We start from the raw sequence: 25,621 nt of genomic DNA, 5'->3' as shown, positions 1-25,621 counted from the left end.
GCCACGCTCCGACCCGCCATGCGCGCCTCCGAGCGACTGCGCGGCGCCGGCGCCCTGGTGCTGGCCGCCCTCCCCCTGGCGATGGCGGCGGCCAACAGGTCGAGCCCGGCCGTGATGGCCTTGAGCGCCGTCCTGTTCCTCGCCGCCGCCCTGGCCGAGGACCGGCGCGCGGCCTGGGTCGCCGTCACCGCCCCCCTGCGCACGGCCGCCGGCCTCACCGCCCTCGCCTTCCTCGGCTGGTGCTGCCTGTCGCTTGCCTGGAGTCCGTTCCCGGCACTCTCCTGGCGCACGGCCGGCGAGTTCGGCCCGACGCTTCTCGCGGCCTATCTCGTGGCCCGGCTGGCGCCGGGGCGGATGCCACCCGGAACGGCCCTGGCCGCCGCCTGGATGATGGGCCTCGCCGGGGTCTACATCCTAGCCGACCTCGCCGCCGACCTCGCCGTGCAGAAGGCTTTGGGCGGGCGGGTCGCCTATTTCATCTTCAACCGCCCGGTCCTGACGATGCTGCTCCTCGTCGGCCCCTTGGCAGCCGTGCTCGTGCGGCGTGGGCACAGCCTCGCCGCCGGCCTCGTCGGCTTCGTCGTCGCCGCCACGATCCTGTGTTCCGTGAGCGGGGCGGCGACCCTCGGGCTCCTCGCCGGCACCGGCCTCGCCCTCGCGGCTTGGTTCCTGCCGCGGCGCGCCGGCCTCGGCCTCGCGGGTGCGGTCCTCACCCTCGCGGTGATCCTCGCGCCCGTGGAGGGCGATCTCCTGCACCGGCTGATGCCGGAAGCGGCCCACGAGCGCTTGGTCCAGAGCAGTTCGCGGGCCCGCGTCGCCATCGCCCGCGGCTTCGGCGCCGCCGTGTCCGCCGATCCATGGCGCGGGGCCGGATACGGCACCGCCGGACGTTTCGCCGAGACCCCCGTGACCGAGGCCATGGACCCGGAATGGCGCGGGATGCTGGCGGTGGGCCACCCCCACAACAGCTTCCTGCAAGTCTGGGCCGAGCTCGGCCTCGTCGGGGCCGGCCTGATGGCGGCGCTGCTGTTCCTAGCCCTGCGCGCCATCGCGGCCCTGCCCCGGCTCCAGGCGGTGACGGCGCTGGGCGTCCTCGGCGCGGCGACGGCCGTCGCTTTCGTCGAGCATGGGGCGTGGCAAGGCTGGTGGGTGGCCGGCCTCGGCGGCGCCGTGACCTGGCTGCGCGACGGCTGGGCCGCTCCCGCCCGCGTCACGCCCGCGATCGACGCCCCCGCCGAGGCCCGCAGGGCCGCGTGACGGCCATCAGGCGGCGGCCGCCTCGACGCGGTTGCGGCCGGCATTCTTGGCTTGGTAGAGGGCGCGATCGGCGCGCTTGAGCATGTCGGCGGGACCCGCATCCTCGGGCTGGCGCCACGAGACGCCGATGGAGACCGTGACCGAGATCGCGCGGGTGTCGCGCTGGATCGAGAACGGTACCGCCTCGACCCGCTCGCGCATGCGCTCGGCGATGGCATGGGCTTCCGCCGCCTCGACGTCGGGCAGGATGACCACCACCTCCTCGCCGCCGTAGCGGGAAACGATGTCGATGCCGCGCGTATGCGTGCGGATGCGGTCGGCGAAGGCCCGCAGCACCTCGTCGCCGGCCTCGTGCCCCCAGGTGTCGTTGATGCTCTTGAACAGATCGATGTCGAGCATCAGGGCCGCCACGGGGCGGCCGCGCAGGGCGGCCTCCACGAACAGGGCGCCGAGGTGGCTATCGAGGTAGCGCCGGTTGTGCAGGCCCGTGAGCCCGTCGATGATCGCGAGTTCCATGGAGGCCTGCACGGCGCCCCGCAGGGTGTCGGAGAACCGGCGGCGGCGCACCTGCGTGCGTACGCGGGCGACGAGCTCGTTCCGGTCGACGGGGCGCATGAGATAGTCGTGCACCCCGAAATCCAGGCCGCGCACCACCCGTGCCTTGTCGTGCGGTTCGGCGATCATCACCACGGGCATCGCCCGGGTCCGGTCGAGGGACCGCAGCTGGCTGCACAGGCGCAGGCCGTCGAAATCCGCGAGGTCCAGGCTGACGAGGGCGAGGTCGAAATTCTCTTCGGTGGCGCGCACCAGGGCCCGATGCGGATCGGTCTCGACGGTGACGGTGTGATGCTGTCCGAGGGCCGCCGACAGGCGGTCGGCCGCGCTCGCGCGGTCCTCCACGAGGAGGATCGCGGCGTTCTGCCCGGTCTCGGCGGTGGCGAGCGCCAGGGGGTCGCCCATGCCGAATTCCCGCGACGCGAGGGCGCGGCTGCGCAGTTCGTCCGTGATCGCCTTCAGCCGCACGAGGCTGCGCACCCGGGCGAACAGGGCGACGTCGTCGATGGGCTTCGTCAGGAAATCGTCGGCGCCGGCATCGAGGCCGCGCAGGCGGTCGGAGGGCTGGTCGAGGGCCGTCACCATCACCACGGGCAGGTGGGCGGTGTCGGGATCGTTCTTGAGGCGGCGGCATACCTCGAACCCGTCCATGCCGGGCATCATCACGTCGAGGAGCACGAGGTCGCACAGGCCCTTGGCGCAGATCGCGAGGGCATCCGGCCCGTTCATGGCCGCCAGAACGTCGAAATACTCCAGCGAGAGCTTGGTCTCGAGGAGCTTCACATTGGGGAAGAGATCATCGACGATCAGGATACGGGCCGACATCGGTCCTCACGCAGTGGTGTCGAAGGAGAGGGACGCGATCACGGGGTTCGGCCGTCGCCGAGGTACTGGCGCACGGTGGCGAGGAAGCGGGCCACGGAGATCGGCTTCGACAGGTAGGCCTCGCAGCCTCCCTCGCGGATGCGTTCCTCGTCGCCCTTCATGGCGAAAGCCGTGATGGCGATGACCGGAATCGACTTCAGGTCGTCGTCCTCCTTCAGCCACTTCGTCACTTCGAGGCCGGACACCTCGGGAAGCTGGATGTCCATCAGGATGAGGTCGGGCCGGTGGGCGCGGGCGAGTTCGATGGCCTCGATCCCGTTGGCGGTCTTGAGCGTCGCGTAGCCGTGCCCCTCCAACAGGTCGTTGAAGAGCTTCATGTTCAGCTCGTTGTCCTCGACGATGAGCACCGTCTTTGTCATGGCCCATTGTTCCCGGCGTTCGAGCGGCGCATTCGTTTTGAGAAGGCATGGCCGGCGCCAAGAGGAGTAACGGATACATGTTGACGAAACGCAAATCCGATGGCGGCCGCGATTCGGCCGAACGACTTGCGCTCGCGATCCTGGCCTGGATGGCGACCGACGACGAGCGTCTCTATCCCTTCCTCAATGCCACCGGCGTGACCCCCGACACCTTGCGGGCCAGCGCCGGGGACCCCGGATTTCTCGCCGGCCTCCTCGACCACGTCATGGGCGACGAGGCGACCCTCATGGCCGCGGCCGAAGCCCTCGCGGTGCCGCCCGAGCGGATCGCGGCGGCATGGCGCCACCTCTCGCCCACGGAGTTCGACGACGGCTTTTCAGATTCCGCGTCGCGCGGCGAGGATTTTTGAACGCTGCGCCGGGACGTTTCGCAGCATCCCCGGGTCGAGGCCGGTTTCCCGGAGGGACCGGACGTCCCGGCTCGCGGCCCCACAGCGTCGTGCCAAATACCACATTCGGCACGACGTTCTGAAGTCGTTGTTTTCCCACCGTCTTTTGCGAACGCCGGCCTCCCTCTCGGGACGACGCTCTACGACTTGCAGTCGGTGGCGGCCGGCAGTTTCTCGAGGCGGGTGAGATTGCCCGCCACGGCGAATTCCCCGTAATCGAGGCGCAGGTTGCCGCTGACCCCGTTCTCATAGAGGTCGAAGGTCAGGACGTAGATCGGCGTGCGCTCACCCGCGCCGGCGGTGAAGTAGCTCAAGGTCACCGGCCAGTGGGTCATGCCCGCCATGTCGCCCTCGCGCAGGGGCTTGTCGCGTTCGGCCTCCGCCTTGGCGGCACCCGTCTCGGCCGTCTCCTGCCGCGCGGGCGCGGCGTGCCCGATCACCGCCAGGGTGTCGTAGACCTTCCGGCCATCGTCGGTGCCGTCATAGACCTTGACGGAGAGGGTGGTCCGGCCCTCCCGCGCCGCCTCAATGAGCCGGCGCATGTGGGCCGTCGGAAACAGCACCTCGCCCTTCGCCTCGAACGTCTCGCGCTTGGGCTCCTTCAGGCGCACCTTCAGGGCCTCGGCCGACGTTTCGGCGGTGCCGTCCACGGACTGGCCGGGCGTGCCGTTGAGGAGGGTCGCGACCTTGAAGCGGTAGCTGTGCCCGTCGGCGCCCTCGAAGGTGGTGTTGCGCAGGTCGGACGTGCGGCTCCCGGTCTCGCCGCTCTCCAGCACCGTCACCTGCCGGGTCTGCATGTTGTAGCCCTTGCAGGCGTCGCCCGAGAACTCGATGACGATGCGCCCGCGCGCGCTCTCCACCGCCCGGGTGCCGCCGCTCTGGGCCAGGGACAAATCGTAGACCGCCCGGTGGCTGGCGAGGCGCACGGGCTCGGCGGCCGCCGCCCCGGTGGCGCACAGGATGAAGCAGGCCGTGGCGCGGGACAGACGCATGAAGTCTCCTGCCTGGGAAAAATGTGGCGGGGCGACCCGGCGGACCGGATACCGCGCGGGCTCGTCTCCAGATAGGCCGTGCCCCGGCCACCGGCAACGTGAGGCCGAGCGAAGCCCCCTGCCCCGGCGCGGTGACGGCCCGATGGGAGGCCCCGCGTGGAGCCGCCGGCGGCGCGGCGGCGGCGGGTTTGAGCGGTGGAAACCCCGTGCCCCGCCCGTTCGGGTCCGAGGCCGCACTTGCCTCCGGCTCGAACGCTCCTGTACGGTTCGCCCGTCGCCGAAGCGAGCACGAGGCGAACGTCACCCGTCCGGTCCCGAACCCACCAGCCGCGGATTTCCGCCGCTGGCCCTTCGTGCCCGTGATGCCTGCGGTGATCTGTGGACGATGTCGGAGGCAGCGATGACGGAAACGGTCCCGAGCTGGTCGGATGAGCGCGTCGATCTCCTGCGTCGCCTGTGGCAGGAAGGCCTGAGCGCAAGCCGAATCGCGACGCAGCTGGGCGGCGTGACCCGCAACGCCGTCATCGGCAAGATCCATCGCCTCGGCCTGTCCGGCCGCGTCACGAAGGGTGCGGAGGGCGACACGCCCCGCAAACCGGCCCGCGAGGTCGAGGCCCCCACGGGTCCCGAGACCGCCGCCGGTGCAGCGAGCGACAGCCCGGCGACCGAGACGACCGGAACCGTCATCCCGATGCAGTCCCCTTCTCAGGCCTCGGCGCCGGAAGTTCCCGCCACGCCGGCTTCCGTGGCCCGGATGGAGCCCGTCAGCCTGGCGGTGTCGAGCCGGGTGACGATCATGGATCTTCGCGAATCCATGTGCCGCTGGCCTCTGGGCGACCCGACCTCGCCCGACTTCCACTATTGCGGCGACCGGGCCATCACCGGCCTTCCCTACTGCCCCCAGCACGCGCAGATCGCCTACCAGCCTGCGGCCGAGCGCAAGCGCGACCGCCGGGTCGGCGGCTTCCGCTGACGCCCGCATAGGATGGGGCGCCGGCCGCGCGGGGCGCGGCCCTATTCGGCGGCGGCGAACATCTCGTCGAATGAGTAGCCCGAGCCCCGCACCGTGCGGATCGGATCGCTCTGCCGCGCCCGGTTGAGGGCCTTGCGCAGGCGTCCGACATGGACGTCCACCGTGCGCTCGTCGATGTAGACGTCGTGTCCCCACACGCCATCGAGGAGCTGCTCGCGCGAGAACACCCGGCCGGGACTCTGCATCAGGAATTCGAGGAGCTTGAATTCGGTGGGTCCGAGGTGAATCTCGCGGCCCTCGCGTCGGATGCGGTGACTGAGGCGGTCGAGCTCGATGTCGCCGGCCACCAGCAGGTTGGCGACGTGGGCGGGCTTGGCCCGGCGCAGGAGGGCGCGGACGCGGGCGAGGAGTTCGGGCACGGAGAACGGCTTGACGATGTAGTCGTCGGCCCCCGTGCCGAGGCCGCGGATGCGGTCGCTCTCCTCGCCGCGGGCCGTGAGCATGATCACCGGCAGGCGCTCGGTCTCCCGCCGCGCCCGGATGCGGCGGCACAGCTCGATCCCCGACAGGCCCGGCAGCATCCAGTCGAGGAGGACGAGGTCGGGGGTCTGCTCCTGCATCCGCAGGTCTGCCTCGTCGCCGCGCGCGGCGGAATCGACCACGAAGCCCTCTGCCTCGAGATTGTAGCGCAACAGGAGGGTCAGGGCCTCCTCGTCCTCGACGATGAGGATCCGCGTACTCATCACAACCGTCCGCTCCTGCGGCGACGCGGCCGGGCCTCGTCGCGGTGGTTCTTGGCATCGCCAGGGGGCTTCCGCATCGGGCGATGCCTCCGATCGTCGGCCGATCCGTTCGCCCCCTGACGGGCGCGGGTCCCCTCTCCTCTCAGGAGAGCGAGCCCGCGCCCGGCCGATCCGGGAGGATCGATCCGGCAGCCGTTTTGAGCGCTCCGCTCAGGCGCCGGCGCCGAGGCCCGTGCCCGGCAGGTCCACCGTGGCGTAGTTCGAGGCGTCGTTCTTCGGGCGCTCGCTCTCGGCCAGGCTGTTGGCGCCGGTGACGAGGTAGTGGATCGTCTCGGCGATATTGGTGGTGTGGTCGCCGATGCGCTCGATGTTCTTGGCGCAGAATAGGAGATGCGTGCAGAACGAGATGTTGCGCGGGTCCTCCATCATGTAGGTCAGGAGCTCGCGGAACAGGGAGTTGTAGAGGGCGTCGATGGCGTCGTCGCGCTCCCACACGTCCAACGCCGCTTTGGTGTCGCGGCTGGCATAGGCGTCGAGGACGTCCTTGAGCTGCTCCTGCACGAGGTCGCTCATGTGCTGGACGCCGATGACGATCTTTTGCGGCTGGATCTGCTCGGCGATGGCGACGACGCGCTTGGCGACGTTCTTGGCGAGGTCGCCGATGCGCTCGAGGTCGTTCGAGACGCGGATGGCCGAGACCGTCTCGCGCAGGTCGATGGCCATGGGCTGGCGCCGGGCGATGAGCAGGATCGACCGCTCCTCGATCTCGCGCTGCAGGATGTCGAGGCGCCGGTCGGCGGCGATGACGGCCTGGGCGAGGGGCGTGTCGCGCCGCACGAGGGCGTTGCTCGCGTCGGTCATCATCTTCTCGGCGATCCCGCCCATCTCCGAGATGGAGCGGCGCAGATCTTCGAGGTCGGTGTCGTAGGAACTGACGATGTGGTCGGGCATGTCGCACTCCTCGGTCAGGCTCCTCGGGGAAGCCTGTCACAGGGCGGTGGGGCGGGATGCGGGGGATGTCGGGGTCCCCCGCCCGAGGATCGAAGTGGCTCGTGAAACGCCCGATCCCGGCCGGTTCGTCGGCGACAGCGACGGCGCGGGGAACGTTTCGCGAGGGGCGCTCAGCCGAAGCGGCCGGTGATGTAGTCTTGGGTCTGGCGCTTCTCGGGGTTCATGAAGATCCGCGTGGTCGGACCGAACTCGACGAGTTCGCCGAGATACATGAATGCCGTGAACTGCGAGATGCGCGCGGCCTGCTGCATGTTGTGCGTCACGATGACGATGGTGAACTCCGAGCGCAACTGCTCGATGAGCTCCTCGATGCGGCCCGTCGAGATAGGGTCGAGGGCCGAGGTCGGTTCGTCGAACAGGATGACTTCGGGGCGCTGAGCCACGGTGCGGGCGATGCACAGGCGCTGCTGCTGGCCGCCCGAGAGGCCCATGCCGGACTGCTTGAGCTTGTCCTTCACCTCGTCCCACAGGGCGGCCTTGCGGAGCGACTCTTCCACCCGCACGTCGAGGTCGGCCTTGGGGAGCTTCTCGTAGAGGCGCAGGCCGAAGGCGACGTTGTCGTAGATCGACATGGGGAACGGCGTCGGCTTCTGGAACACCATGCCGATGCGCGAGCGCAGCTCGTTGAGATCGACGTTGGCGTCCAGCACGTTCTGACCGTCGAGCAGGATCTGGCCCTCCGCGCGCTGGTCCGGATACAGGCTGTAGATCCGGTTGAAGGTGCGCAGCAGGGTCGACTTCCCGCAGCCCGACGGACCGATGAGGGCCGTCACCTGCCGGTCGTGGAAGTCGAGATTCACGTTCTTCAGGCCGTGGAAGCTGCCGTAATAGAAGTTCAGGTCCTTCACGGCGATGCGGACGGGGGAGTTCTCGTCCGCCTTGTGGCGGCCGGCGAGCGGCGCGGAGGTGATCCCGGTGGCGGCGTTCATCGGTGGCGAGTCCTTCGGTCGAACAGGGGGAGCCGTGAGCGGCGCGGAGGTCTCAGCGCGCCCGTTGGGGCTTGATGACGAAGCGGGCCACGATCGACAGGGCGAGGATCGTGATGGTGATGAGGAGGGCGCCGGCCCAGGCGAGCTGCTGCCAGTTCGCGTAGGGCGAGAGGGCGAACTGGTAGATCATCACCGGCAGGTTCGGCACGCCGCCCATGAGGTTCGGCGAGAACCAGCTGTTGTTGTTGAGCGCCGTGAACAGGAGCGGCGCGGTCTCGCCGGCGATGCGGGCGAGCGCCAGGATGATGCCGGTGACGATGCCGGCACTGGCTCCGCGCCACGTGATGGCGGTGATCACCTTCGAGGGCGGGGCGCCCAGTGCCGCGCCGGCCTCGCGCAGGGTCGCGGGCACGAGGCGCAGCATGTCCTCGGTGGTGCGCACGATGACCGGGGTGGCGATGATGGCGAGCGCCACGGCGCCGGCCCAGCCCGAATAGCTGCCCATGGGCCGCACCATCAGGGTGTAGACGAACAGGCCGATGAGGATGGAGGGCGCCGAGAGCAGGATGTCGTTGAGGAAGCGGATGAGGTCGGCGAGCTTCGAGTGGCGGCCGTATTCGGCGAGGAACGTCCCGGCCATGACGCCGACGGGTGTCGCGACGAGGATGCCGAGAACCGTCATCACGAGGCTGCCGAGGATCGCGTTGGCGATGCCGCCCCCCTCCGAGCCGGGGCCCGGCGTCGGCTCGGTGAACAGGAGCGGCGAGAAGCCCTTCACGCCCTCGATGATGAGCATCGCCAGGATCGAACCGAGCACGACGATGCCGATGAGCGTGGCGAGCGTGCAGGCGCCGACGAGCAGGCGGTCGGCGACCCGGCGGCCGGAGCGGACCCGACTCTTCCGCAGGGGCGGCGCCGGGGGGGCGAGGGTGTTGATCGCGTCCATGATGTGCGGCTCCCTCAGGCGACCTTCACGCGCCGGACGAGCAGGCGGGCGACGATGAGAACGACGAAGGTGATGACGAACAGGATGCAGCCCAGCGCCATCAGGGCGTTCAGTTGCAGGCCGTCGGCCTCGTTGAACTCGTTGGCGATGCGCGACGCGATGGTGGAGCCCGGATCGAACACCGAGGCCGAGAGCCGGTTGGCGTTGCCGATGACGAAGGTCACCGCCATGGTCTCGCCGAGCGCCCGGCCGAGGCCGAGCATGATCGCGCCGATGATCGAGACGGAGGCCTGCGGCACGAGGACGTGGCGCACCACCTCCCAGGTGGTGCAGCCGATGCCGTAGGCGCTCTCGCGCAGCACCGTGGGGATCTGGTCGAGCATGTCGCGGGTGATCGAGGCCACGAAGGGCACGATCATGATGGCGAGGATGATGCCGGCCGTGAGGATGCCGACGCCCGAGGGCACGCGGGCATAGAACAGGGTGCCGACGACGGGCATGCCCTCGACGAGGTTCGACACCGGCATCTGGACGAAGCGGGCGAAGAGCGGCGCGAAGATGAACAGGCCCCACATGCCGTAGATGATGCTCGGCACCGAGGCGAGGAGCTCGATGGTCATCGCCACGGGTTTGCGGGCCCAGCCGGGGCAGAGCTGCGTGAGGTAGACGGCGATGCCGAGCGACAGCGGCACGCCGATGAGGAGCGCGAGCACGGCCGAAGCCAAGGTCCCGACGATGGCGACGAAGGCGCCGTACTGCTCCTGGCCGATGTTCCAGGCGCTGGAGGTGATGAAGCCGGGGCCGAACTCGGCGAAGGCCGGCCACCCGCCATACGCGATGGAGGCGAGGATGCCGAAGAGCACGAGCAGGACGAGGAGCGCCGAGGCGTAGGAGGCGGCGCGGAACAGCCCGTCTCCGATACCGCCGGGCTTGCGCCGGGCCGGGCCGGCCGCGCGCGTCAGGGAGATCTGTTCAGTCAAGGCGCCCATCCGAAGCTACTCTTCACCCTGCGGCCTCTACAGCGCGACGTGTCCCGACGCGAGCCGGCCGACCCTCGTTTCCCAAGGGACGGGCTCGGCCTGTGCCGAGCCCGTCGATGGAGCCCCCGTTCCGTACGGAGCGGGGTTGGCGGGCCGAAGACGGCCTGCGTGCCGGGAACGGGTCGCCTACTTGTCGAAGACGGGCTTGCCGTCCTTGCCCTTGATCTCTTTCCACTCCGTGTGGATCAGGCCCACGACGGCGTCCGGCAGCGGCACGTAGTCGAGGTCGCTCGCGAGCTTGTCGCCGTTCTTGTAGGCCCAGTCGAAGAACTTCAGCACGTCGGCCGTCTTGGCGGCGTCGGCGGCGTCCTTGTGGACGAGGATGAACGTCGCGGCGGTGATCGGCCAAGCGTCATCACCGGCCTGGTTGGTCAGCGAGATGCCGAAGCCGGGGGCGGACTTCCAGTCGGCGCTGGCGGCGGCGGCCTGGAACGCCTTGTCGTCGGGCTGCGGGAACTTGCCGGCCTTGTTCTGGAGCAGGGCGTAGCTGAGCTTGTTCTGCTTGGCGTAGGCCGACTCGACGTAGCCGATGGCGTTGGGGACCTGCTTGACGGTGGCGGTGACGCCCTCGTTGCCCTTGCCGCCCTGGCCGGCCGGCCAGCTCACCGTCGTGGCGGCGCCGAACTCCTTCTTCCAGGGCTCGGACACCTGGGAGAGGTAGGTGGTGAAGATGTTGGTCGTGCCCGAGGCGTCCGAGCGGTAGACCGGGGTGATGTTGGCGTCGGGGAGCTTCACGCCCTCGTTCAGCTTGGCGATGCGGGCATCCGACCACTTGGCGATCTTGCCGGCGTAGATGTCGGCGACGATCTCACCGGTGAGCTTGAGCTTGCCCGGCTCGACGCCGGCAATGTTCACCACGGGAACGACGCCGCCCATGACGGTGGGGAACTGGACGAGGCCGTCCTTCTCCAGGGCGGGGCCCTTGAGGGGCGCGTCGGTGGCGCCGAAATCGACGGTCTTGGCCAGGATCTGCTTCACGCCGCCGCCGGAGCCGATGGACTGGTAGTTCAGGCCCAGGCCGCTCTCCTTGCGGTACGCTTCCGCCCACTTGGAATAGACCGGGAACGGGAAGGTCGCGCCGGCGCCGGTGATGTCGGCGGCCAGGGCGGCGGTGGCGAGCTGGGCGGTCGCCAGCCCGAGGGCAAGCGCGTAGGCGAAGGGTTTCACGTAGCTCTCCGTGTCTGTCGGACGAGAGGGGGACCCGAGCCCGCGCGAGCCGCAGCGCCCGATCCGCCACGACGCGTTAGCCGTCCGATGGTAGCGGCTCTATGACGATCACGTGACACGCAGATGACAAGCGCCGCCGTCCCGCCCCGTGGAGGCCGGGATGGCACGGTCTCGCGACTTTGAGCGTTGAGATCGCATCGGGGTCCGGCCTGCCGGGGCGGAGCGACCCGATTCGGGCGGGGGCGACGGTGGAGAACGAAGCGAGCAGCGGGACGATACCGCCGGGTGCCGAGGCCCTCGTCGAGCTGCACGGCGAGCGCGAGGCTGTGGAGCGCAGGCTCGTCCTCGCCCAGCAGCGCCGCCAGTTCGGCACGGATGCGGACGATGTCGCCCAGGCCGGCCACGACGAGCGCGAGGCCCTGCTGGAACTCGACCGGGTGCTCACCCGGATCCGGGCGGCGGAGTACCGCCGCCAGCCGGGCGCGCGGCGCTGGTAGGAACCGGGACGATGGTCCCACGCATCGTCGCGAGGGGCCTATCCATGAAGTGACTCAGAGTCTCGGGGAACTGCTCCCGAGAGAGACGTCGGGCTCTGCCCGACGCCCGCCGACGGGATGATCCCTTCGGAATCCGGCTTCGTGCCTGTCGCGGCGGGCTTGCCCTCGCCTCAATCCACCCGGCGGCGGTCACGCTCCTTGTGGCGCAGGCGCAGCAGCAGGTCGATCTGGCTGTCGGGAATCGGCAGGGTGTCGCAGGTCTCCTCGTAGATGGAGCGCAGGGCGGTGCCGAGGCGGAAGCGTGTGTCGTCGGTCAGGGTCGGATGGCCGTCGTCATGCGCGCCGCCCCCGTCGATGTCGGTGACTCTCTGGTCCAACGTCTCAGTCCCTCGTCTCGAGCGATGTTCAACGCCGACGCCGAATCAGGGCGTGCCCGTTAGGGTCCAAGAATCCACCATCATGGTAAACAAATCATTAACCGCGCCGCCGCTCGATCCCGCGACGATCCTTAGGCATCCGCCGCGAGGAGCAGGCGAGCGGCCGCCGCGCGGGCCTCGTCCGTCACCGTGGCACCGGCGAGCATCCGGGCGATCTCCTCGCGCCGCGCCGGCGCCGCCAGGGAAGCGACGCGGGTGGCGACCCGGTCGCTGCCCTTCACCGGGTCCTTGGCGATGAGGAAATGCGTCTCGGCCCGGGCGGCGACCTGCGGCGCGTGGGTGACGGCCACCACCTGGACCCGGGTGGCAAGGCGCCCGAGGCGTGCCCCGATGGCATCGGCTACGGCGCCGCCCACACCGGTGTCGATCTCGTCGAAGATCAGCGTCGGCGCGGAGCCCTTGTCGGCGAGCACCACCTTCAGCGCCAGCATGAACCGCGAGAGCTCGCCGCCCGAAGCGACCTTCATCATCGGCCCCGGCCGGGTGCCCGGATTGGTCTGGGCCCAGAACTCGACGCGGTCGTAACCGGCGGGATCGCGCGACTCGGGGTCGGTGGCGATCTCGGTGATGAAGCGGGCACGTTCGAGCTTCAAGGGTGGCAGCTCGCCCTTCACCGCCGCGTCGAGGGCTTTGGCCGCCTTGCGGCGCCCATCCGTGAGCTTCGTGGCGGCCTTGGCGTAGGCCGTCTCCGCCGTCGCCAGGGTCTGCTCCAGGCCGCCCAGGGCCTCCTCGCCGGCATCTATGACGGCGACGTCCGACGCGTAGCGCTCGCGCAGGGCCGCGAGATCGTCGACGGGCACGTCGTATTTACGCGACGCGGCGCGCAGGGCGAACAGCCGTTCCTCCACGCGCTCTAATTCGCGCGGATCGAACTCGGCTTCGCGGAGCGCCGCGTCGAGGACCGAATGGGCCTCGTCGAGGGCCGTCAGGGCGGCATCGAGGGCGGCGACGCAGGGCTCGACCAGGGCGGGCAGCTGCCCGGCCCGGCGCTCGAGCTTGCGCAGGGCCGCGGAGAGATGGGCGACGCCCGGACCGCCGGAGGCCTCGATGGCCTCGTTGAGTTCGCGCGCGACCTTCTCGCCCTGCTGCATCACCGTGCGGCGTTCGGCCAGCGCCGTCTCCTCGCCGGCCTTCGGATCGAGGGCTTCGAGCTCATCCACGGCATGGCGCAGGAAATCGACCTCCTTGCGCGCGGCCTCGACGCGGGCGCGGTGCTCCGCGAGATTCGTGCGGGCCGCGCGCACGCGCTTGGCGGCCTCGCCGACCTGGGCCAGGGGCCCGTGCAGGCCGCCGAAAGCATCGAGGATGGCCCGGTGGGTGCCGGGATCGGCCAGCGCCCGGTCGTCGTGCTGGCCGTGGATCTCCACGAGGGCGAGGCCGATGGCACGCAACACCTGCACGCCCACGGGCTGGTCGTTGACGAAGGCGCGGGTGCGTCCGTCGGCCATCTGGATGCGGCGCAGGATGAGGTCGCCCTCGGTGTCGAGGTCGGCCTGCGCCGCGAGCGCCCGGGCGGGATGGTCGAGGCCGATGTCGAACACCGCCGTCACGGCCCCCTGGGCCTCGCCATGGCGCACGAGCCGCCCGTCGCCGCGCCCGCCCAGGGCCAGGGCGAAGGCATCGAGGAGGATCGACTTGCCCGCCCCGGTCTCGCCCGTGAGGACGCTGAGGCCCTCGCGAAAGTTCAGGTCGAGCTTGTCGATGAGGACGATGTCGCGGATCGCGAGCTGGCTCAGCATGCTGCGGCGCGGCTTCTTTCCGTGGGAACGTGCGAGCGGTCGGGAACGGTGGGACTTTTCACGCAGCGGCCGTGGCTTCGTGTGAGGCACTCTTATCCTTAAGGCGCCTCGGTTTCACGCGCAAAATGCATGGATGGGCCGGCGGTCACCGGGGGAGGAGGGTCGAGAAATCGAACGCCTCGATCGGCCGCTGGAAGTCCGGATTCACCTCGATGCCGGGACCGGCGATGAGATCGGTCTCGAAGGTCGGCCCCTCGCTGTCGGCTCCCGCCTCGCCGGCCCGTCGGAAGGCGTGCGCGTAGGTCAGGGCTGCCTCCGCGAGCGCTCCGCGGGCCATCGCGTCGTCGAGGAACGCGTCCACGGCGGCGTCGGGCATGTCCCCCGGAACCGCCCCCTTCGCCTTCAGGTGCCGAAGGCTGCGGGTCCGGGCCTGCCGGGGGCCGAGGTTCGAGACGTGCAGAACGCCGATCCGGCCGCACGCGTCGGGCCGGATGCGCGCGGCCACCTCGGCGACATGGAGGTTGTGTCCGACATGCTTGACGTCGAGGCAGATATCCGCCCGGACGACCGCCTTGCCGTTGATGGTGCCGGATGCGATGGCGGAGGGCGAGATCGAGAATTCGAGGGGCCGCCGCCACGGGCCGCCCCCCTCCCGGTCCACCGGGACGGCGGCGTTGGGGTACCACGTGCCGGGATAGATCGGAGCGTCCCCCTCCGAAAGGATCTTCAGGACATTGTCCCGACCGATGGTGCCGTCTTGGTATCCGAAGAGGAATTCGTCCGCATCGACCACGCAGAGATACTTACAGTTTCTCGCAACGAAGCTGTAGAAATCCCGGTTGAGCTCGACATCGTGGAGGGTATCGTAATAGTGCGGATAGGAGAAGATCAGGACGCGGTCTTCGTACGAGGCCAGCGCCGACAGATAGTCCTCGTCCGTCGAGCCGCAATCCATGACGATGATGTTATGCCATCCGACGAGGCGACCGTGATAGTCCATCCATCGTGGCAGCAGGTCCGCATCGTCCTTGATCTTGAGGATGACCTTCAGGCAGGTGTTCAGGCCGTCGTTGAAGACAAGCCCGTGCCCGCGCCCGACGGCGACCCAATCGCGATAGGCCTGCGTGCGCGAGAAGAACCGTTTGCCGCGACTGTTCTCGTAGACAGGCTTCGAGAAGGTGGGCGTGTCGTGCGGCAGGTCCAGGCGACAGCGGTCGAGGCTCCGTTCCGACGGATTCTCCAACAGCCGATGATACGTGTCGTGAAGCGGTGGCGCCCTGAAAAGGCTTCGGGCACGGCGCCATGCGTCGCCCCCCGGGGCGCGCAGCCTCATGCAGGGCCGCCCTCGATGAGATCGGCCAGGCGGATGAAGCCTGGGCGATAGGGCTCGGCCTCGGCGACCCGGCGTTCGAGGGCGTCGATGGATTGGGCGGGGCGCGAGAGGTCGATGCCGTGCAGTTGCCAGGGCGCGAGCGTCCACCATTTTGACGCGAGAAGGCGCGCGATCAGGGCCTCGTCGAACCGGTAACGCACGACCCGTCCGGGATTGCCGACCACGACGGCGTAAGGGGGCACGTCACGGGTCACCACGGCGTAGGCCCCAATGATCGCCCCCGTCCCGATGGTCACGCCCGGCCGGAGATAGGCGCGATGGCCGATCCAGACGTCGTTCTCGATCACGATGGTGCTGCCCTGCACGAAACCGGCGGCCCCGGACGTGTCCGGCCGAAACGCGTGATAGGCCTCGGCGCCCGCGAAATCCTGACCGACGGGGAGGATCGTCTCATGCAGGTAGAAGAACGGCGAGGTGCTCAGCCAGGCGATGGAATGATCGCCCTTGCCCATCTGAACGTCGTCGCCAATGGAGACGTAGCGGCCGATGGTGACGTTGTTGCAGTAGCCCGACACGCCGTAGCTGAAGCTGCCCATGGCGATCCGGCCAAAGATCTCCAGCCGCTGGACCGAACACGGTGGCTCGAACACACTGTCTTGTGGGAGTACCCCGCCGTCGGATGACCACGTGGCATCGAAGCCGCGCGCGTGCAGGACCGTCTTCATCGCGGCATCGATGTGGTAGCGACCGTCCGGAGTGGTGACCGGCTTGCGCGGGGCCGGCGGTTCGGTCGCTTCAATGACCAGCGGAGGTTGAGGCGGCGGCCTGGGGACGGGCTGAAGAAGGCCGGCTTTCCGCAGCAGCCGGGTGGTCTGTCGTACGAGCATGAGACGGTCGCATCACTCCGAAGGCGTCGGATGCTCCCATCCATTCCGATCCGCCCAAGGGAACCTGAACCGACCGCCTCCCGCGATCAACCCCAACTAGCGGTCGCGACCAGCTCTCCCGCGGGAGTTGCAGGAAGCGATTTCGCAGGCCTCCCGACGCCCCCCCTCCCGGGCCAGCGGCCCGAGCACACGCCTGAGCGTCATCCTCCGAAGAAGACTTTCGACGCACCGACGCATGGACCTGCCGGGATCGGACGTTTCGGGACGCTCGCTCCGGCCGACCGATCGGTCCGACCGATCGGTTGAACCTACCCCGCTCGCGATCCTCAGATCAGCGGGTTCACGCTTCGCTCGACCGCCACGCGGCCCCGGTGATCCGGCGCCCGCTCGAATCGCGCGGTGACCGGTTTACTGCGCTTCCGCCGTGCGGCCGATGACGCCGCGATAGATCTTGCTCAGCCAGGAGGACTTCTCCTCGCGGGGCTCCAGGCCGCCGTTCTGGAGGAGCGCGAAGGCGTCCTTGTACCAGGGGCTATCGGGGAAGTTGTGGCCGAGCACGGCGGCGGCGGTCTGCGCCTCGGCGGTGATGCCCAGCGCCATGTAGGCCTCGACGAGGCGCTCGAGGGCCTCCTCCGCGTGGCGGGTCGTCTGGTACTTGCTCACCACGTCGCGGAAGCGGTTGATGGCGGCGGGGAAGTTGCGGCGCTCGAGGTAGAAGCGGCCGACCTCCATCTCCTTGCCGGCGAGCTGGTCGCGGGTGATCTGGATCTTCGCCTTGGCGTCGGCGGCGTATTCGGAGGTCGGATACTTCTGGACGAGCTCCTGCAGGCCGGCGAGCGCCTTCTCGGACCGGTCCTGGTCGCGGGTGACGTCGGGGATCTGCTTGTAGTGCGACATCGCCATCAGATACTGGGCGTAGGCCGCATCCTTGCTCGCCGGGTGGCGCTGGAGGTAGCGCTTCGAGGCCGTGATCGCCTCGTCGTACTTCTGGCCCTCGTAGTTCGAGTAGGCCGTCATGAGGAGCGCGCGGCGCGACCAGTCGGAATAGCTGTAGGCCTTGTCGAGCTCGCCGAACTTCTTCGCGGCGCCCTCGTAGTCCTTGTCCTCCATCCGCGCGAGGCCGTCGCTGTAGAGCTTGTCGGCGGGAACATCCGGCACGACTTCCGGCTTGTACTTCTCGGCGAAGGGGTTGATCGAATCGAGGGCGTCGCAACCGCCGAGGCCCACGCCGCAGAGCGTGAGAAGCACGGCCGCCATCGCACCGCGGTTCGGATGAATGAGGCGCATTCCGGTACTTCCCCCAACAGACGGGCCCGTCTCGGACACACGTCGTCAAGCCATCACAGGTGTGGTCGCGTGGCTGACGGCGTGATGCCACGGTCCGGCTGCATTGCCCAGCGGACCTTGCTCCGTTTCACGGACGATTCACCGTGGCGTGCGATTTGGGCGTGAAAGCGGCGGCCCCTCGGGCCCGCGCCGCGCAAGACTTCGGAACGGCGCGCCTGTTGCAGGCCCGCACCAGTCCGGGATGTTTTAAAGGTCGCCCGCGAAGGCGGCGAGCCCGAGGCTCGAACCGAATTCGGCCAGGGCCGTCTCCCGGCGGGGGCTCGCGGCCTCGACGATGGCGTAGTTGGCCCGGTCGGCGAACAGGGCGGTGAGCACCCCGACATTCATGCGGTGGCCGCCACAATAGGAGCGGTAGGCGCCCTGGATCGGCAGACCGGCCAGGGCGAGGTCGCCGACGGCATCGAGGAACTTGTGGCGGACGAACTCGTCGGCGTAGCGCAGGCCTTCCGGGTTCACGACGGCCGTCTCGCCCACCGCCACGGTGTTCTCGAGGGAGGCGCCCAGAGCGAAGCCCGCCTTCCAGTAGCGCTCGACGTCGCGCATCATCCCGAAGGTGCGCGCGCCCGCGATCTCGCGGCGATAGGCGGAGGGGGTGAGGTCCATGGCCTTGCGGCTACGACCGATCACCGGATTCTCGAAATCGATTTCCACGTCGAGGCGGAAGCCCCGATCGATGGGGCGGAGCTCGGCGAAGGCGTGGTCCGCCTCGATGCGTACGGGGCGCAGAACCTTGATCCAGCGCCGGGGGGCGCCGCAGGTGGCGAGGCCGACGGCGTCGATGGCTTGCACGAAGGGACGGGCGCTGCCGTCGAGGATCGGCATCTCGGGGCCGTCGATCTCGACGAGGACGTTATCGATCCCGAGGCCGTAGAGCGCCGACATCAGATGCTCGATGGTGGCGACGGCCCCCGTGGCGACATCGCCGATGACGGTGCAGAGCTCGGTGGCGGAAACGCAGGCGTGGTGGGCTTTGATGAGGCGGTCGTTGCCGGTGGGCATGCCGGTGCGGAGGAACGCGATTCCGTGGTTCGCCGGCGCGGGGTGGAGGGTGATCTCCGCCGGGTTCCCGGAATGGACGCCGATCCCCCTGAGGGTGGCCGGCGCCTTGAGGGTCGTCTGTTGGTTCGTTCGCATTCCATAGCCCTCGGCCGTGATCGAACGCAGACCTCCTTCGAGGGAGGAAAGTCGTTCCGGTGATCCGTCCGCTGCTTGAAGCCCCGCGAGCGCCGACGGCGAAACCGCCGCGCTTTTCGTTCCAAATTGCGTATAGCCCCGCCCCAAACCGGGACCAAATCACGGATTCTTACGCTCTGTTACAACGCAACACCGCGGTGGCGGTCGAGAAACGCAAGCGCCGTCAATGAGTTAACAAGTCATAGCGCCCGGAGCCGCGAGACCCCGGGTGCGTTACAAAAAAGCATCAAGCCGGGCGGGGAAGGACCCCGCCCGGTGCTCTCAGTTGGCCTGACGGCGCAGGAAGGCCGGGATTTCCAGCTGATCGTCATCCATCATGCGCGACTGCGGAGCCGCCACGCGGCCCTGCGGATCGAGATGGCCCTGGGCCGGACGGTAGCCCTGGGCAACGGGCGCGGCGGCCCGCTTGGCGTAGTCGGCGGGCATCGGCGCCTGCGGCATGGGGCTGGCCGGGGGAGCGCTCACCGGAGCGCGCACGGGCGCCGGGGCGGCCTCGGCCTCCTCGCGGCGTCCGCCGAAGCCGACGGTGGCGAGGCGGCGCAGGAGGGTCATGCGCTTCGTGTCGGCGGCGGGCTCCGCCGGCTCCTCGCCGCGGCTGGCGCGGATCTGGGCCTGGCCGGGCATCGGCAGGTCCTGGATCTGCGGCATGCGCGGCGCGCGGGCGACGGCCACGGCCGGACGCGGCGGCACGAACGGGCCGGCGGCGGAGACCGGGGCGGGCTCGGGCTGCGGCAGCGGGGCCGGCTCGTACGCCATGGCGGCGCGGGGCTGGGTTTGGGTCAGCACGACCTCGTCACGGATGACGGGGGCGGGCACGGGCTCCATCCGCAGGGACTCGACGGGGGCGGCCTCCGGCAGCGTCGCGCGGGGAGCCTGGACCGGCGCCTGGGCGACGGGGGCCACGGGCGCGGCGGCGACCGGGGACTGGCCCTGGGTGCCGGTCAGGGCCTGGTCTTGTCCGGGGCTGCGAAAGGTGGGGGCGGGCTGTGCCGCCCGGGCCCTCGCTTCCGCCCGGAGCCGCTCGGCCACTTCCGCGATGCGCTGCTCGGTCTGCACGATCTCGGGGTTGTTCTGCGAATGCGCCGTGATCAGGGCCGGCTCGATGCCGGTGGCGACCACGGAGACGCGGATGATGCCGTCGAGGCTCTCGTCGAAGGTGGCGCCGAGGATGATGTTGGCGTCCGAATCCACCTCCTCGCGGATGCGGGTGGCGGCCTCGTCGAGCTCGTACAGGGTGAGGTCGTTGCCGCCCGTGATGGAGATGAGCAGGCCGCGCGCGCCCTTCATCGACACGTCGTCGAGGAGCGGGTTGGCGATGGCGGCTTCCGCAGCGCGGTTGGCGCGGTTCTCGCCGGACGCCTCGCCGGTGCCCATCATCGCCTTGCCCATGCCGCGCATGATGGCGCGGACGTCGGCGAAGTCGAGGTTGATCAGGCCTTCCTTGACCATGAGGTCGGTGATGCAGGCCACCCCCGAGTAGAGCACCTGATCGGCCATGGCGAAGGCGTCGGCGAAGGTGGTCTTCTCGTTGGCGACCCGGAACAGGTTCTGGTTCGGGATCACGATGAGGGTGTCGACGGCGGCCTGGAGCTCCTGGATGCCGGCCTCGGCCGTGCGCATGCGGCGCACGCCCTCGAACTGGAAGGGCTTGGTCACGACGCCGACGGTGAGGATGCCCATGTCGCGGGCCGCGCGGGCGATGACGGGGGCGGCCCCGGTACCGGTGCCGCCGCCCATGCCGGCGGTGATGAAGCACATGTGGGCGCCGGAGAGCTGGTCGCGGATCTCGTCGATGACCTCGTCGGCGGCGGCCGAGCCGACCTCCGGGTGCGATCCGGCGCCGAGCCCCTGCGTCACACCGAGACCCATCTGGATCACGCGCTCGGCCTTGGAGGAGGTCAGGGCCTGGGCATCGGTGTTGGCGACGACGAACTCGCAGCCGAGGAGGCCGGATTCGATCATGTTGTTGACGGCGTTGCCGCCGGCTCCGCCGACGCCGAAGACGGTGATGCGGGGCTTCAGTTCCCGGATGTCAGGTGCCTGCAGACTGATGGCCATGGGTGTCGAGCCTCTTGCCTCTCACGTTTCATTTGACGCCCCGATGGGGTGAGGCGCCGATTCCGTCTGGCCGTTCGCGCCCACCCCGGTTCGGGGTTTCGGGCGCGGCGGCGGTCGTTCCCAGTGAGGCTTTCACCTCAGAAGTTCTGCGCCTCAGAAGCTCTCGCGGAGCCAGCGTCCGACCCGCGAAAAGTAACCGTCCGTTCCGGTGCTCGCGAAGGCGCCGTGCCCCCGCGGCTCGAAGTGCTCCGCATGCGCCACCTGCGGGTAGACGAGGAGCCCCACCGCCGCCGAGAAGGCGGGGCCCTTGGCGGCCTCCGGCAGGCCGCGGATGCCGAGCGGCCGGCCGATGCGGACCTGGCCCTCCATCACCCGGCGGGCGACTTCCGGCAGGCCCACGAGCTGGCTCGCTCCGCCCGTGAGCACCACCCGCCGCCCGGCCTGGGCCGAGAAGCCGGCGTTACGCAGGCGGTCGCGCACGAGTTCGATGACCTCTTCGACGCGCGGGCGAATGATCCGCACGAGCTGCGAACGCGGCACGTGGGTGGGGGCGTCGCCCTCGTCCTCGCCGACGCCGTGGACGGCGATCATGTCGCGGTCGTCGGAGGCCGTGGCGATGGCCGAGCCGTAAAGAGTCTTCAGACGCTCGGCGGCGGCGACGCGGGTGGAGAGGCCGCGGGCGATGTCCATGGTGACGTGGTGGCCGCCCACCGCGATGGCGTCGACATGCACGAGGTGTCCGCCGGAGAACACGCCGACGCTGGTGGTGCCGCCGCCCATGTCGACGACGCAGACGCCCATCTCGGCCTCGTCGTCGACGAGGGCCGACAGGCCGGCGGCGTAGGGCGTGGCGATGACCGCCTCGACGCCGAGGTGGCAATGCTCCACCGCCAGCATGAGGTTGCGGGCGGCGGCCGCCTCGCCCGTAACGACGTGGAGGTCGACGCCGAGCGCGTCGCCCATCATGCCGGAGGGATCGATGACCGCGCCCTGCCCGTCGATGGCGTAGCCCGTGGGCAGCGCATGCAGCACGGCCCGGCCGGGGCTGACGCCGTGAGCGGAGGCCGTCTCCAGCACGCGCTCCACGTCCGTGCCCGTGACGGTGCCGGTGCGGGTGTTGATCCGGGCCTCGAAATGCTGGGAGCCGATGCGGCCGCCCGACATGTTGACGATGACCGACTGCACCTCGACCTTGGCCATGCGCTCGGCGGCGTGCACCGCCTGGCGGATGGCGCCCTCGGCGGCCTCGAGGTCGACGATGGCACCGCCCTTCAGCCCCTGCGAACGCTGGTGGCCGATGCCGATGATGCGGGCGAAGTGGGTCCGCCCGCGCAGGGTCGAGAGGGCCTCGGCCGGCTGAAGCTCGGCGATGAGGCAGACCACCTTGCTCGTTCCGATGTCGAGCACCGAGAGGGTGGTGCTGCGCCGGGCGGAGAGGGGTTTTAACCGTGGCGTGAGGCCGTGTTGGGCGTGCATCGGGTTACCGGGCCGGGGCTGCGGGAACGGAACGGGCGGCGGGGCGCGCCGGTCGGATCGTACGGCTCATGTGACGGCTCATGTCGCCGTCCCCCTGGCCTTCGGCTTCTTCTGGGATTCGGCGCGGGCGGCCGCCGCCTCCTCGGTGAGGCGGACCACCACCCGGTCGGGCATGCGCAGATCCACCGCGATGATGTCCTTCTCGAGGATGCGGCTCTCGCGCTCGAGGCGCACGAGGCGGGCGAGGGCCTCGGCCGCGCCGGTCTCGGGCAGGCGGATGTCGACGCCGTCGAGCTTGAGCGTCCAGCGCCGGCCCGACACGTAGGTGCCGGCCTTGACGCGCTCGGCGAGGGTGCCGGCGGCCTCGATGAGGGCGAGGTAATCCTTCAGGCGCTCGTTGGCGCCTTCCCCCACCACGAGGGGGAGTGCGGCGTAGCGGTCGTCGCGCATCTCGTCGATCACCGTGCCGTCGGCGGCGATGACCGAGATCACGCCGTTGCGCTGCCACAGGGCGGCGGGCTCGCGCTCGACCTGGTTGATGACGATCTCGTTCGGGTAGACCTTGCGCACGGAGACGCTGGCGATGAGGGGCACCCGCATCAGCCGGTCGCGGACCTCGTTGACGTCGAGGAACACCACCGAGGAATGGCCGTCGATGCCGGCGGCCTGGAGCACTTCCCGCTCGTAGAGGCGGGCGATGCCCGAAATGGTGACGCGCTCGACGCCGAATCCGGCGAGCCGCGCGGCGATGTCGAAGGGGCGACCGTTCTCGAGGACAAAGCGGTCGTAACGGCCGCTGGCGACGAAGCCGCCGAGCGCCAGGGCGGCGAACGACATCGACATGGCCAGGGTGCCGAGGTGGCGGGGAATCCGCCGCTCGATGGGCATGGCGAGGCGCGAGCGGCGGCCGGACGCGAGGGGTCCGGCCCAGCGCGGCAGGGTCGCCGCCACGGCATCGCGCAGGGCGCGGGCGAAGCCTGCGCCGCCGGGATGACCCGGAGCGCTCAGCGGCCCAACGTTGCGTCCTCCACCATCCATTGAACGAGCTCACCGAACCTAAAACCAGCGTGGGCTGCGATTTCCGGCACAAGGCTCGTCTTCGTCATGCCGGGTTGCGTGTTGACCTCCAAGACGACGAGGGCACCGGTTCCACCCGGTGTGTCGTCGAAGCGGAGGTCCGCACGGCTGATGCCCCGGCACCCGAGTGCTTGATGCGCCGTTAACGACAACTCTTGGACACGCTGGTAAAGATTTGGTTTAAGTTCTGCCGGGAGGACGTGGATCGACCCCCCTTCGGCGTACTTTGCGTCGTAGTCGTACCAGTCCCCGGACGCGGTCTTGATCTCGATGACGCCCAGGGCCTTGTCCCCCATCACGGCGCAGGTCAGCTCGCGGCCGGCGACGTAAGATTCGGCAAGGATTTCATCGCCGTAGCCCCAATCCGCCCGGCCGACTTCCTGGGGCGGATGCGCGCGACCGTCGCGCACGATGATGACCCCCATGGAGGAGCCCTCGGCCACGGGCTTGAGCACGTAGGGCGGCGTCAGGACGTGTGACTTTGCCGCCTCGTGACGGTTAACGACGCGGCCCTCGGGGACGCTGACGCCGGCCGCCCGCATGACCACTTTGGCACGCTCCTTGTGCATGGCCAGCGCCGAGGCCAGCACCCCCGAGTGGGTGTAGGGGATGCGCAGGAGTTCCAGGAGGCCCTGAATCGTGCCGTCCTCGCCCGCCGGCCCGTGCAGGGCGTTGAAGGCGACGTCGGGCCGGAGATCGGTGAGGACCGTGGCGATGTCGGGTCCGACATCGACGCGGGTGACGCGGAACCCCTGGCCCTCCAGGGCCTCGGCGCAGGCGTTGCCGGAATTCAGCGACACCGGCCGCTCGGAGGACCACCCGCCCATGAGGACGGCGACGTGCTTGGACATGATGTTTCCTCCGCGTGACGGCCCAGTCTTACCGTTTCCGGTCGATCCGTTCGGTTTCGGCAAGCGCAGGTCCCCTCTCCTGGAAGGAGAGGGAGCCCGTCGCGTCTAGCCCTTGCGATGTGCTCGGCCGAGGCCCGTATCAGGCACCAACGGTGCTCGGCCAAGGATATTGGCAGCGGAACGGTTTCTCACCGTCCCGCCGGCCTTACAGGTTGGCGTCATCGACCTCGTCGGCCGAACCACCCCATTTGGTGCACGCCGTGAAAGGGTCCTCACCCATTGCCGGACCCGACGGATCATCGCCCAAAGGGATTGCCACCGCACGGACAGGCGGCGGAGGTTCGGCTTCGAGAGCTTCCGATCCGGGCCGGTCGCGATCCGCATTCACGCCCCGGCCTCCGAGGTGGCGAGCCCGATGCGCTTGATCTCCCAGTGCAGCGCGACGCCACTCGTCTCGCGCACGCGCCGCCGCACCTCCTCGCCCAGCCCCTCGATGTCGGCCGCCGTGGCGCCGTCGCGGTTGATGAGGAAGTTGCAGTGCATCTCGGAGACCTGGGCGCCGCCGACGGTGAGGCCCCGGCAGCCGGCGGCGTCCACGAGCTGCCACGCCTTGGCCCCGGGCGGATTCTTGAAGGTCGAGCCGCCCGTGCGCTCGCGGATGGGCTGGGCCGCCTCGCGGGCCGCCGTCACCCGGTCCATCTCGGCCTCGATGGCGGCGCGGTCCCCGGGCCGGCCCCGGAACAGGGCGCTCATGAAGATCACGTCGTCGGGGGCGGCGCTGTGGCGGTAGGTGAAGCCCATCTCGGCGTGGGTGAAGGTGCGCAGGTTGCCCGCCCGGTCGACGCCCTCGGCGGAGACGAGCACGTCCGTGGTCTCGCCGCCATGCGCCCCGGCGTTCATGCGCAGGGCCCCGCCGACGGAGCCGGGGATGCCGCGAAAGAACGCGAGCCCGTCGAGCCCGGCCTCGGCCGCCGCCTTGGCGAGGCGCATGTCGGGCACGGCCGTGCCGGCCCGCAGGTGCTCGCCGTCGATCTCCACTGAGCCGAACGCCTTGCCGCCCAGCCGCACCACCACGCCCGGCACACCGCCGTCGCGCACGATGAGGTTCGAGCCGAGGCCGACCACCGTGACGGGCGTCTCTGGATCGAGGGCCGCGAGGAGAGCCGCCAGATCCTCCGTGTCGGCCGGAGTGAACAGCACCTGCGCCGGGCCGCCGACGCGGAACCATGTCAGGTCCGACAGCGGCTGGTTGGCGATGAGGCGCCCGCGCAGGCCCGGGGCACGGTCCCGGATGGCGGGGGTGAGGTCGGGGAAGACGGTCATGGGTGTTCTCCACCTCTCCCCGCCTGCGGGGAGAGGGCTTTGCCGACCTTGCCGTCGGCAATGCGAGGCGGCAGCCGAGGGTGAGGGGGCGATTCC

The 25,621-nt window shown here is 69.8% G+C and carries 23 protein-coding genes and 1 pseudogene; 4 read left to right on the top strand and 20 right to left on the bottom strand.

Annotated elements, in window-relative coordinates; translation table 11 throughout:
• The first annotated feature begins 18 nt into the window (after window positions 1–18).
• Window positions 19–1,257 carry an O-antigen ligase family protein gene (locus tag MFF01_RS20960; RefSeq protein WP_238228315.1) on the top strand — a complete coding sequence of 413 codons (1,239 nt, stop codon included), beginning with the start codon at window positions 19–21 and terminating at the stop codon, window positions 1,255–1,257.
• 6 nt (window positions 1,258–1,263) lie between these two features.
• Here the strand turns inward: MFF01_RS20960 and MFF01_RS20955 are convergent, their stop codons facing one another.
• Both MFF01_RS20955 and MFF01_RS20950 read right to left on the bottom strand, forming a co-directional pair.
• Complete coding sequence (locus tag MFF01_RS20955; protein WP_238228313.1) at window positions 1,264–2,637, bottom strand: PleD family two-component system response regulator; 1,374 nt, start codon at window positions 2,635–2,637, stop codon at window positions 1,264–1,266.
• A gap of 38 nt (window positions 2,638–2,675) precedes the next feature.
• Window positions 2,676–3,056, bottom strand: a complete 381-nt coding sequence (locus tag MFF01_RS20950; protein WP_238228311.1) for a response regulator — start codon at window positions 3,054–3,056, stop codon at window positions 2,676–2,678.
• A 77-nt stretch (window positions 3,057–3,133) separates the two neighbouring features.
• Between MFF01_RS20950 and MFF01_RS20945 the strand changes: the two genes are divergently transcribed.
• Entirely contained in the window at window positions 3,134–3,466 is a 333-nt protein-coding gene (locus MFF01_RS20945; protein ID WP_238228309.1) for a DUF3572 domain-containing protein, read from the top strand.
• Window positions 3,467–3,645: 179 nt separating this feature from the next.
• Here MFF01_RS20945 and MFF01_RS20940 read toward each other — a convergent pair whose 3' ends face one another.
• Entirely contained in the window at window positions 3,646–4,497 is an 852-nt protein-coding gene (locus MFF01_RS20940; protein ID WP_238228308.1) for a cell envelope integrity EipB family protein, read from the bottom strand.
• A gap of 400 nt (window positions 4,498–4,897) precedes the next feature.
• On the opposite strand from MFF01_RS20940, the gene MFF01_RS20935 reads away from it, so the two are divergent.
• The gene (locus MFF01_RS20935) at window positions 4,898–5,470 is read left to right on the top strand and encodes a GcrA family cell cycle regulator (protein ID WP_238228307.1); all 573 of its coding nucleotides are present in this window, start codon (window positions 4,898–4,900) and stop codon (window positions 5,468–5,470) included.
• Between the two features lie 41 nt (window positions 5,471–5,511).
• Here MFF01_RS20935 and phoB read toward each other — a convergent pair whose 3' ends face one another.
• From phoB to pstS, 6 genes are all read right to left on the bottom strand, one after another.
• Window positions 5,512–6,213: a phosphate regulon transcriptional regulator PhoB gene (gene phoB / locus MFF01_RS20930; RefSeq protein ID WP_238228306.1), complete on the bottom strand. Its 702-nt coding sequence runs from the start codon at window positions 6,211–6,213 to the stop codon at window positions 5,512–5,514.
• Between the two features lie 210 nt (window positions 6,214–6,423).
• A complete protein-coding gene (gene phoU, locus MFF01_RS20925) occupies window positions 6,424–7,164 on the bottom strand; it encodes a phosphate signaling complex protein PhoU (protein ID WP_238228305.1) in 741 nt (246 codons plus the stop codon).
• Between the two features lie 170 nt (window positions 7,165–7,334).
• Window positions 7,335–8,153, bottom strand: a complete 819-nt coding sequence (gene pstB / locus MFF01_RS20920) for a phosphate ABC transporter ATP-binding protein PstB (protein WP_238228304.1) — start codon at window positions 8,151–8,153, stop codon at window positions 7,335–7,337.
• Window positions 8,154–8,205: 52 nt separating this feature from the next.
• On the bottom strand, window positions 8,206–9,099 hold the full coding sequence (gene pstA, locus MFF01_RS20915) for a phosphate ABC transporter permease PstA (protein WP_238228303.1): 894 nt from the start codon (window positions 9,097–9,099) through the stop codon (window positions 8,206–8,208).
• A 14-nt stretch (window positions 9,100–9,113) separates the two neighbouring features.
• The gene (pstC, locus tag MFF01_RS20910; RefSeq protein WP_238228302.1) at window positions 9,114–10,088 is read right to left on the bottom strand and encodes a phosphate ABC transporter permease subunit PstC; all 975 of its coding nucleotides are present in this window, start codon (window positions 10,086–10,088) and stop codon (window positions 9,114–9,116) included.
• 177 nt (window positions 10,089–10,265) lie between these two features.
• Window positions 10,266–11,306, bottom strand: coding sequence for a phosphate ABC transporter substrate-binding protein PstS (gene pstS, locus MFF01_RS20905; RefSeq protein WP_238228300.1), 1,041 nt, complete (start codon window positions 11,304–11,306; stop codon window positions 10,266–10,268).
• 179 nt (window positions 11,307–11,485) lie between these two features.
• Between pstS and MFF01_RS20900 the strand changes: the two genes are divergently transcribed.
• The gene (locus tag MFF01_RS20900; RefSeq protein ID WP_306421626.1) at window positions 11,486–11,803 is read left to right on the top strand and encodes a hypothetical protein; all 318 of its coding nucleotides are present in this window, start codon (window positions 11,486–11,488) and stop codon (window positions 11,801–11,803) included.
• Window positions 11,804–11,973: 170 nt separating this feature from the next.
• Here the strand turns inward: MFF01_RS20900 and MFF01_RS20895 are convergent, their stop codons facing one another.
• The 11 genes and pseudogenes from MFF01_RS20895 to murB all read right to left on the bottom strand — a co-directional run bounded on the left by MFF01_RS20895 (window position 11,974) and on the right by murB (window position 25,525).
• Window positions 11,974–12,180, bottom strand: coding sequence for a hypothetical protein (locus MFF01_RS20895; RefSeq protein ID WP_238228298.1), 207 nt, complete (start codon window positions 12,178–12,180; stop codon window positions 11,974–11,976).
• 131 nt (window positions 12,181–12,311) lie between these two features.
• Window positions 12,312–13,979: a DNA repair protein RecN gene (recN, locus tag MFF01_RS20890; protein ID WP_238228296.1), complete on the bottom strand. Its 1,668-nt coding sequence runs from the start codon at window positions 13,977–13,979 to the stop codon at window positions 12,312–12,314.
• Window positions 13,980–14,124: 145 nt separating this feature from the next.
• Window positions 14,125–15,222, bottom strand: a complete 1,098-nt coding sequence (locus tag MFF01_RS20885) for a glycosyltransferase family protein (RefSeq protein ID WP_238228295.1) — start codon at window positions 15,220–15,222, stop codon at window positions 14,125–14,127.
• 287 nt (window positions 15,223–15,509) lie between these two features.
• Window positions 15,510–16,037: pseudogene (locus MFF01_RS22115) on the bottom strand (CatB-related O-acetyltransferase); the annotation flags it as partial.
• Between the two features lie 570 nt (window positions 16,038–16,607).
• Window positions 16,608–17,486, bottom strand: a complete 879-nt coding sequence (locus tag MFF01_RS20875; RefSeq protein WP_238228293.1) for an outer membrane protein assembly factor BamD — start codon at window positions 17,484–17,486, stop codon at window positions 16,608–16,610.
• A gap of 246 nt (window positions 17,487–17,732) precedes the next feature.
• Window positions 17,733–18,680, bottom strand: a complete 948-nt coding sequence (gene lpxC / locus MFF01_RS20870; protein WP_238228291.1) for a UDP-3-O-acyl-N-acetylglucosamine deacetylase — start codon at window positions 18,678–18,680, stop codon at window positions 17,733–17,735.
• A gap of 321 nt (window positions 18,681–19,001) precedes the next feature.
• Window positions 19,002–20,798 (bottom strand): cell division protein FtsZ, encoded by a 1,797-nt coding sequence (ftsZ, locus tag MFF01_RS20865; RefSeq protein WP_238228289.1) that lies wholly within the window; start codon window positions 20,796–20,798, stop codon window positions 19,002–19,004.
• A 153-nt stretch (window positions 20,799–20,951) separates the two neighbouring features.
• A complete protein-coding gene (gene ftsA / locus MFF01_RS20860) occupies window positions 20,952–22,274 on the bottom strand; it encodes a cell division protein FtsA (RefSeq protein ID WP_238228287.1) in 1,323 nt (440 codons plus the stop codon).
• 78 nt (window positions 22,275–22,352) lie between these two features.
• Window positions 22,353–23,312, bottom strand: coding sequence for a cell division protein FtsQ/DivIB (locus MFF01_RS20855; protein ID WP_238228285.1), 960 nt, complete (start codon window positions 23,310–23,312; stop codon window positions 22,353–22,355).
• A complete protein-coding gene (locus tag MFF01_RS20850) occupies window positions 23,279–24,202 on the bottom strand; it encodes a D-alanine--D-alanine ligase (protein WP_238228282.1) in 924 nt (307 codons plus the stop codon). The genes MFF01_RS20855 and MFF01_RS20850 overlap by 34 nt, the downstream gene beginning before the upstream one ends.
• A 384-nt stretch (window positions 24,203–24,586) precedes the next feature.
• The gene (gene murB / locus MFF01_RS20845; protein WP_238228280.1) at window positions 24,587–25,525 is read right to left on the bottom strand and encodes a UDP-N-acetylmuramate dehydrogenase; all 939 of its coding nucleotides are present in this window, start codon (window positions 25,523–25,525) and stop codon (window positions 24,587–24,589) included.
• Between the last annotated feature and the right edge of the window lie 96 nt (window positions 25,526–25,621).

The sequence above is a fragment of the Methylobacterium adhaesivum genome (genome assembly GCF_022179065.1).
Taxonomy (GTDB): domain Bacteria; phylum Pseudomonadota; class Alphaproteobacteria; order Rhizobiales; family Beijerinckiaceae; genus Methylobacterium; species Methylobacterium adhaesivum.
Note: the sequence above shows the minus strand (reverse complement) of the source record. Positions and strands in the feature narration are given on the sequence as shown.

What these genes read in the sequence shown, in the direction of transcription:
- recN (WP_238228296.1), bottom strand. Translation starts at nt 13,979, where the DNA reads ATGCTGAGCCAGCTCGCGATCCGCGACATCGTCCTCATCGACAAGCTC.
- MFF01_RS20855 (WP_238228285.1), bottom strand. Translation starts at nt 23,312, where the DNA reads ATGGATGGTGGAGGACGCAACGTTGGGCCGCTGAGCGCTCCGGGTCAT.
- pstB (WP_238228304.1), bottom strand. Translation starts at nt 8,153, where the DNA reads ATGAACGCCGCCACCGGGATCACCTCCGCGCCGCTCGCCGGCCGCCAC.
- lpxC (WP_238228291.1), bottom strand. Translation starts at nt 18,680, where the DNA reads ATGCGAACGAACCAACAGACGACCCTCAAGGCGCCGGCCACCCTCAGG.
- MFF01_RS20875 (WP_238228293.1), bottom strand. Translation starts at nt 17,486, where the DNA reads ATGCGCCTCATTCATCCGAACCGCGGTGCGATGGCGGCCGTGCTTCTC.
- MFF01_RS20850 (WP_238228282.1), bottom strand. Translation starts at nt 24,202, where the DNA reads ATGTCCAAGCACGTCGCCGTCCTCATGGGCGGGTGGTCCTCCGAGCGG.
- ftsA (WP_238228287.1), bottom strand. Translation starts at nt 22,274, where the DNA reads ATGCACGCCCAACACGGCCTCACGCCACGGTTAAAACCCCTCTCCGCC.
- ftsZ (WP_238228289.1), bottom strand. Translation starts at nt 20,798, where the DNA reads ATGGCCATCAGTCTGCAGGCACCTGACATCCGGGAACTGAAGCCCCGC.
- phoB (WP_238228306.1), bottom strand. Translation starts at nt 6,213, where the DNA reads ATGAGTACGCGGATCCTCATCGTCGAGGACGAGGAGGCCCTGACCCTC.
- MFF01_RS20935 (WP_238228307.1), top strand. Translation starts at nt 4,898, where the DNA reads ATGACGGAAACGGTCCCGAGCTGGTCGGATGAGCGCGTCGATCTCCTG.
- pstA (WP_238228303.1), bottom strand. Translation starts at nt 9,099, where the DNA reads ATGGACGCGATCAACACCCTCGCCCCCCCGGCGCCGCCCCTGCGGAAG.
- MFF01_RS20960 (WP_238228315.1), top strand. Translation starts at nt 19, where the DNA reads ATGCGCGCCTCCGAGCGACTGCGCGGCGCCGGCGCCCTGGTGCTGGCC.
- MFF01_RS20940 (WP_238228308.1), bottom strand. Translation starts at nt 4,497, where the DNA reads ATGCGTCTGTCCCGCGCCACGGCCTGCTTCATCCTGTGCGCCACCGGG.
- murB (WP_238228280.1), bottom strand. Translation starts at nt 25,525, where the DNA reads ATGACCGTCTTCCCCGACCTCACCCCCGCCATCCGGGACCGTGCCCCG.
- phoU (WP_238228305.1), bottom strand. Translation starts at nt 7,164, where the DNA reads ATGCCCGACCACATCGTCAGTTCCTACGACACCGACCTCGAAGATCTG.
- MFF01_RS20955 (WP_238228313.1), bottom strand. Translation starts at nt 2,637, where the DNA reads ATGTCGGCCCGTATCCTGATCGTCGATGATCTCTTCCCCAATGTGAAG.
- MFF01_RS20950 (WP_238228311.1), bottom strand. Translation starts at nt 3,056, where the DNA reads ATGACAAAGACGGTGCTCATCGTCGAGGACAACGAGCTGAACATGAAG.
- MFF01_RS20945 (WP_238228309.1), top strand. Translation starts at nt 3,134, where the DNA reads ATGTTGACGAAACGCAAATCCGATGGCGGCCGCGATTCGGCCGAACGA.
- pstC (WP_238228302.1), bottom strand. Translation starts at nt 10,088, where the DNA reads ATGGGCGCCTTGACTGAACAGATCTCCCTGACGCGCGCGGCCGGCCCG.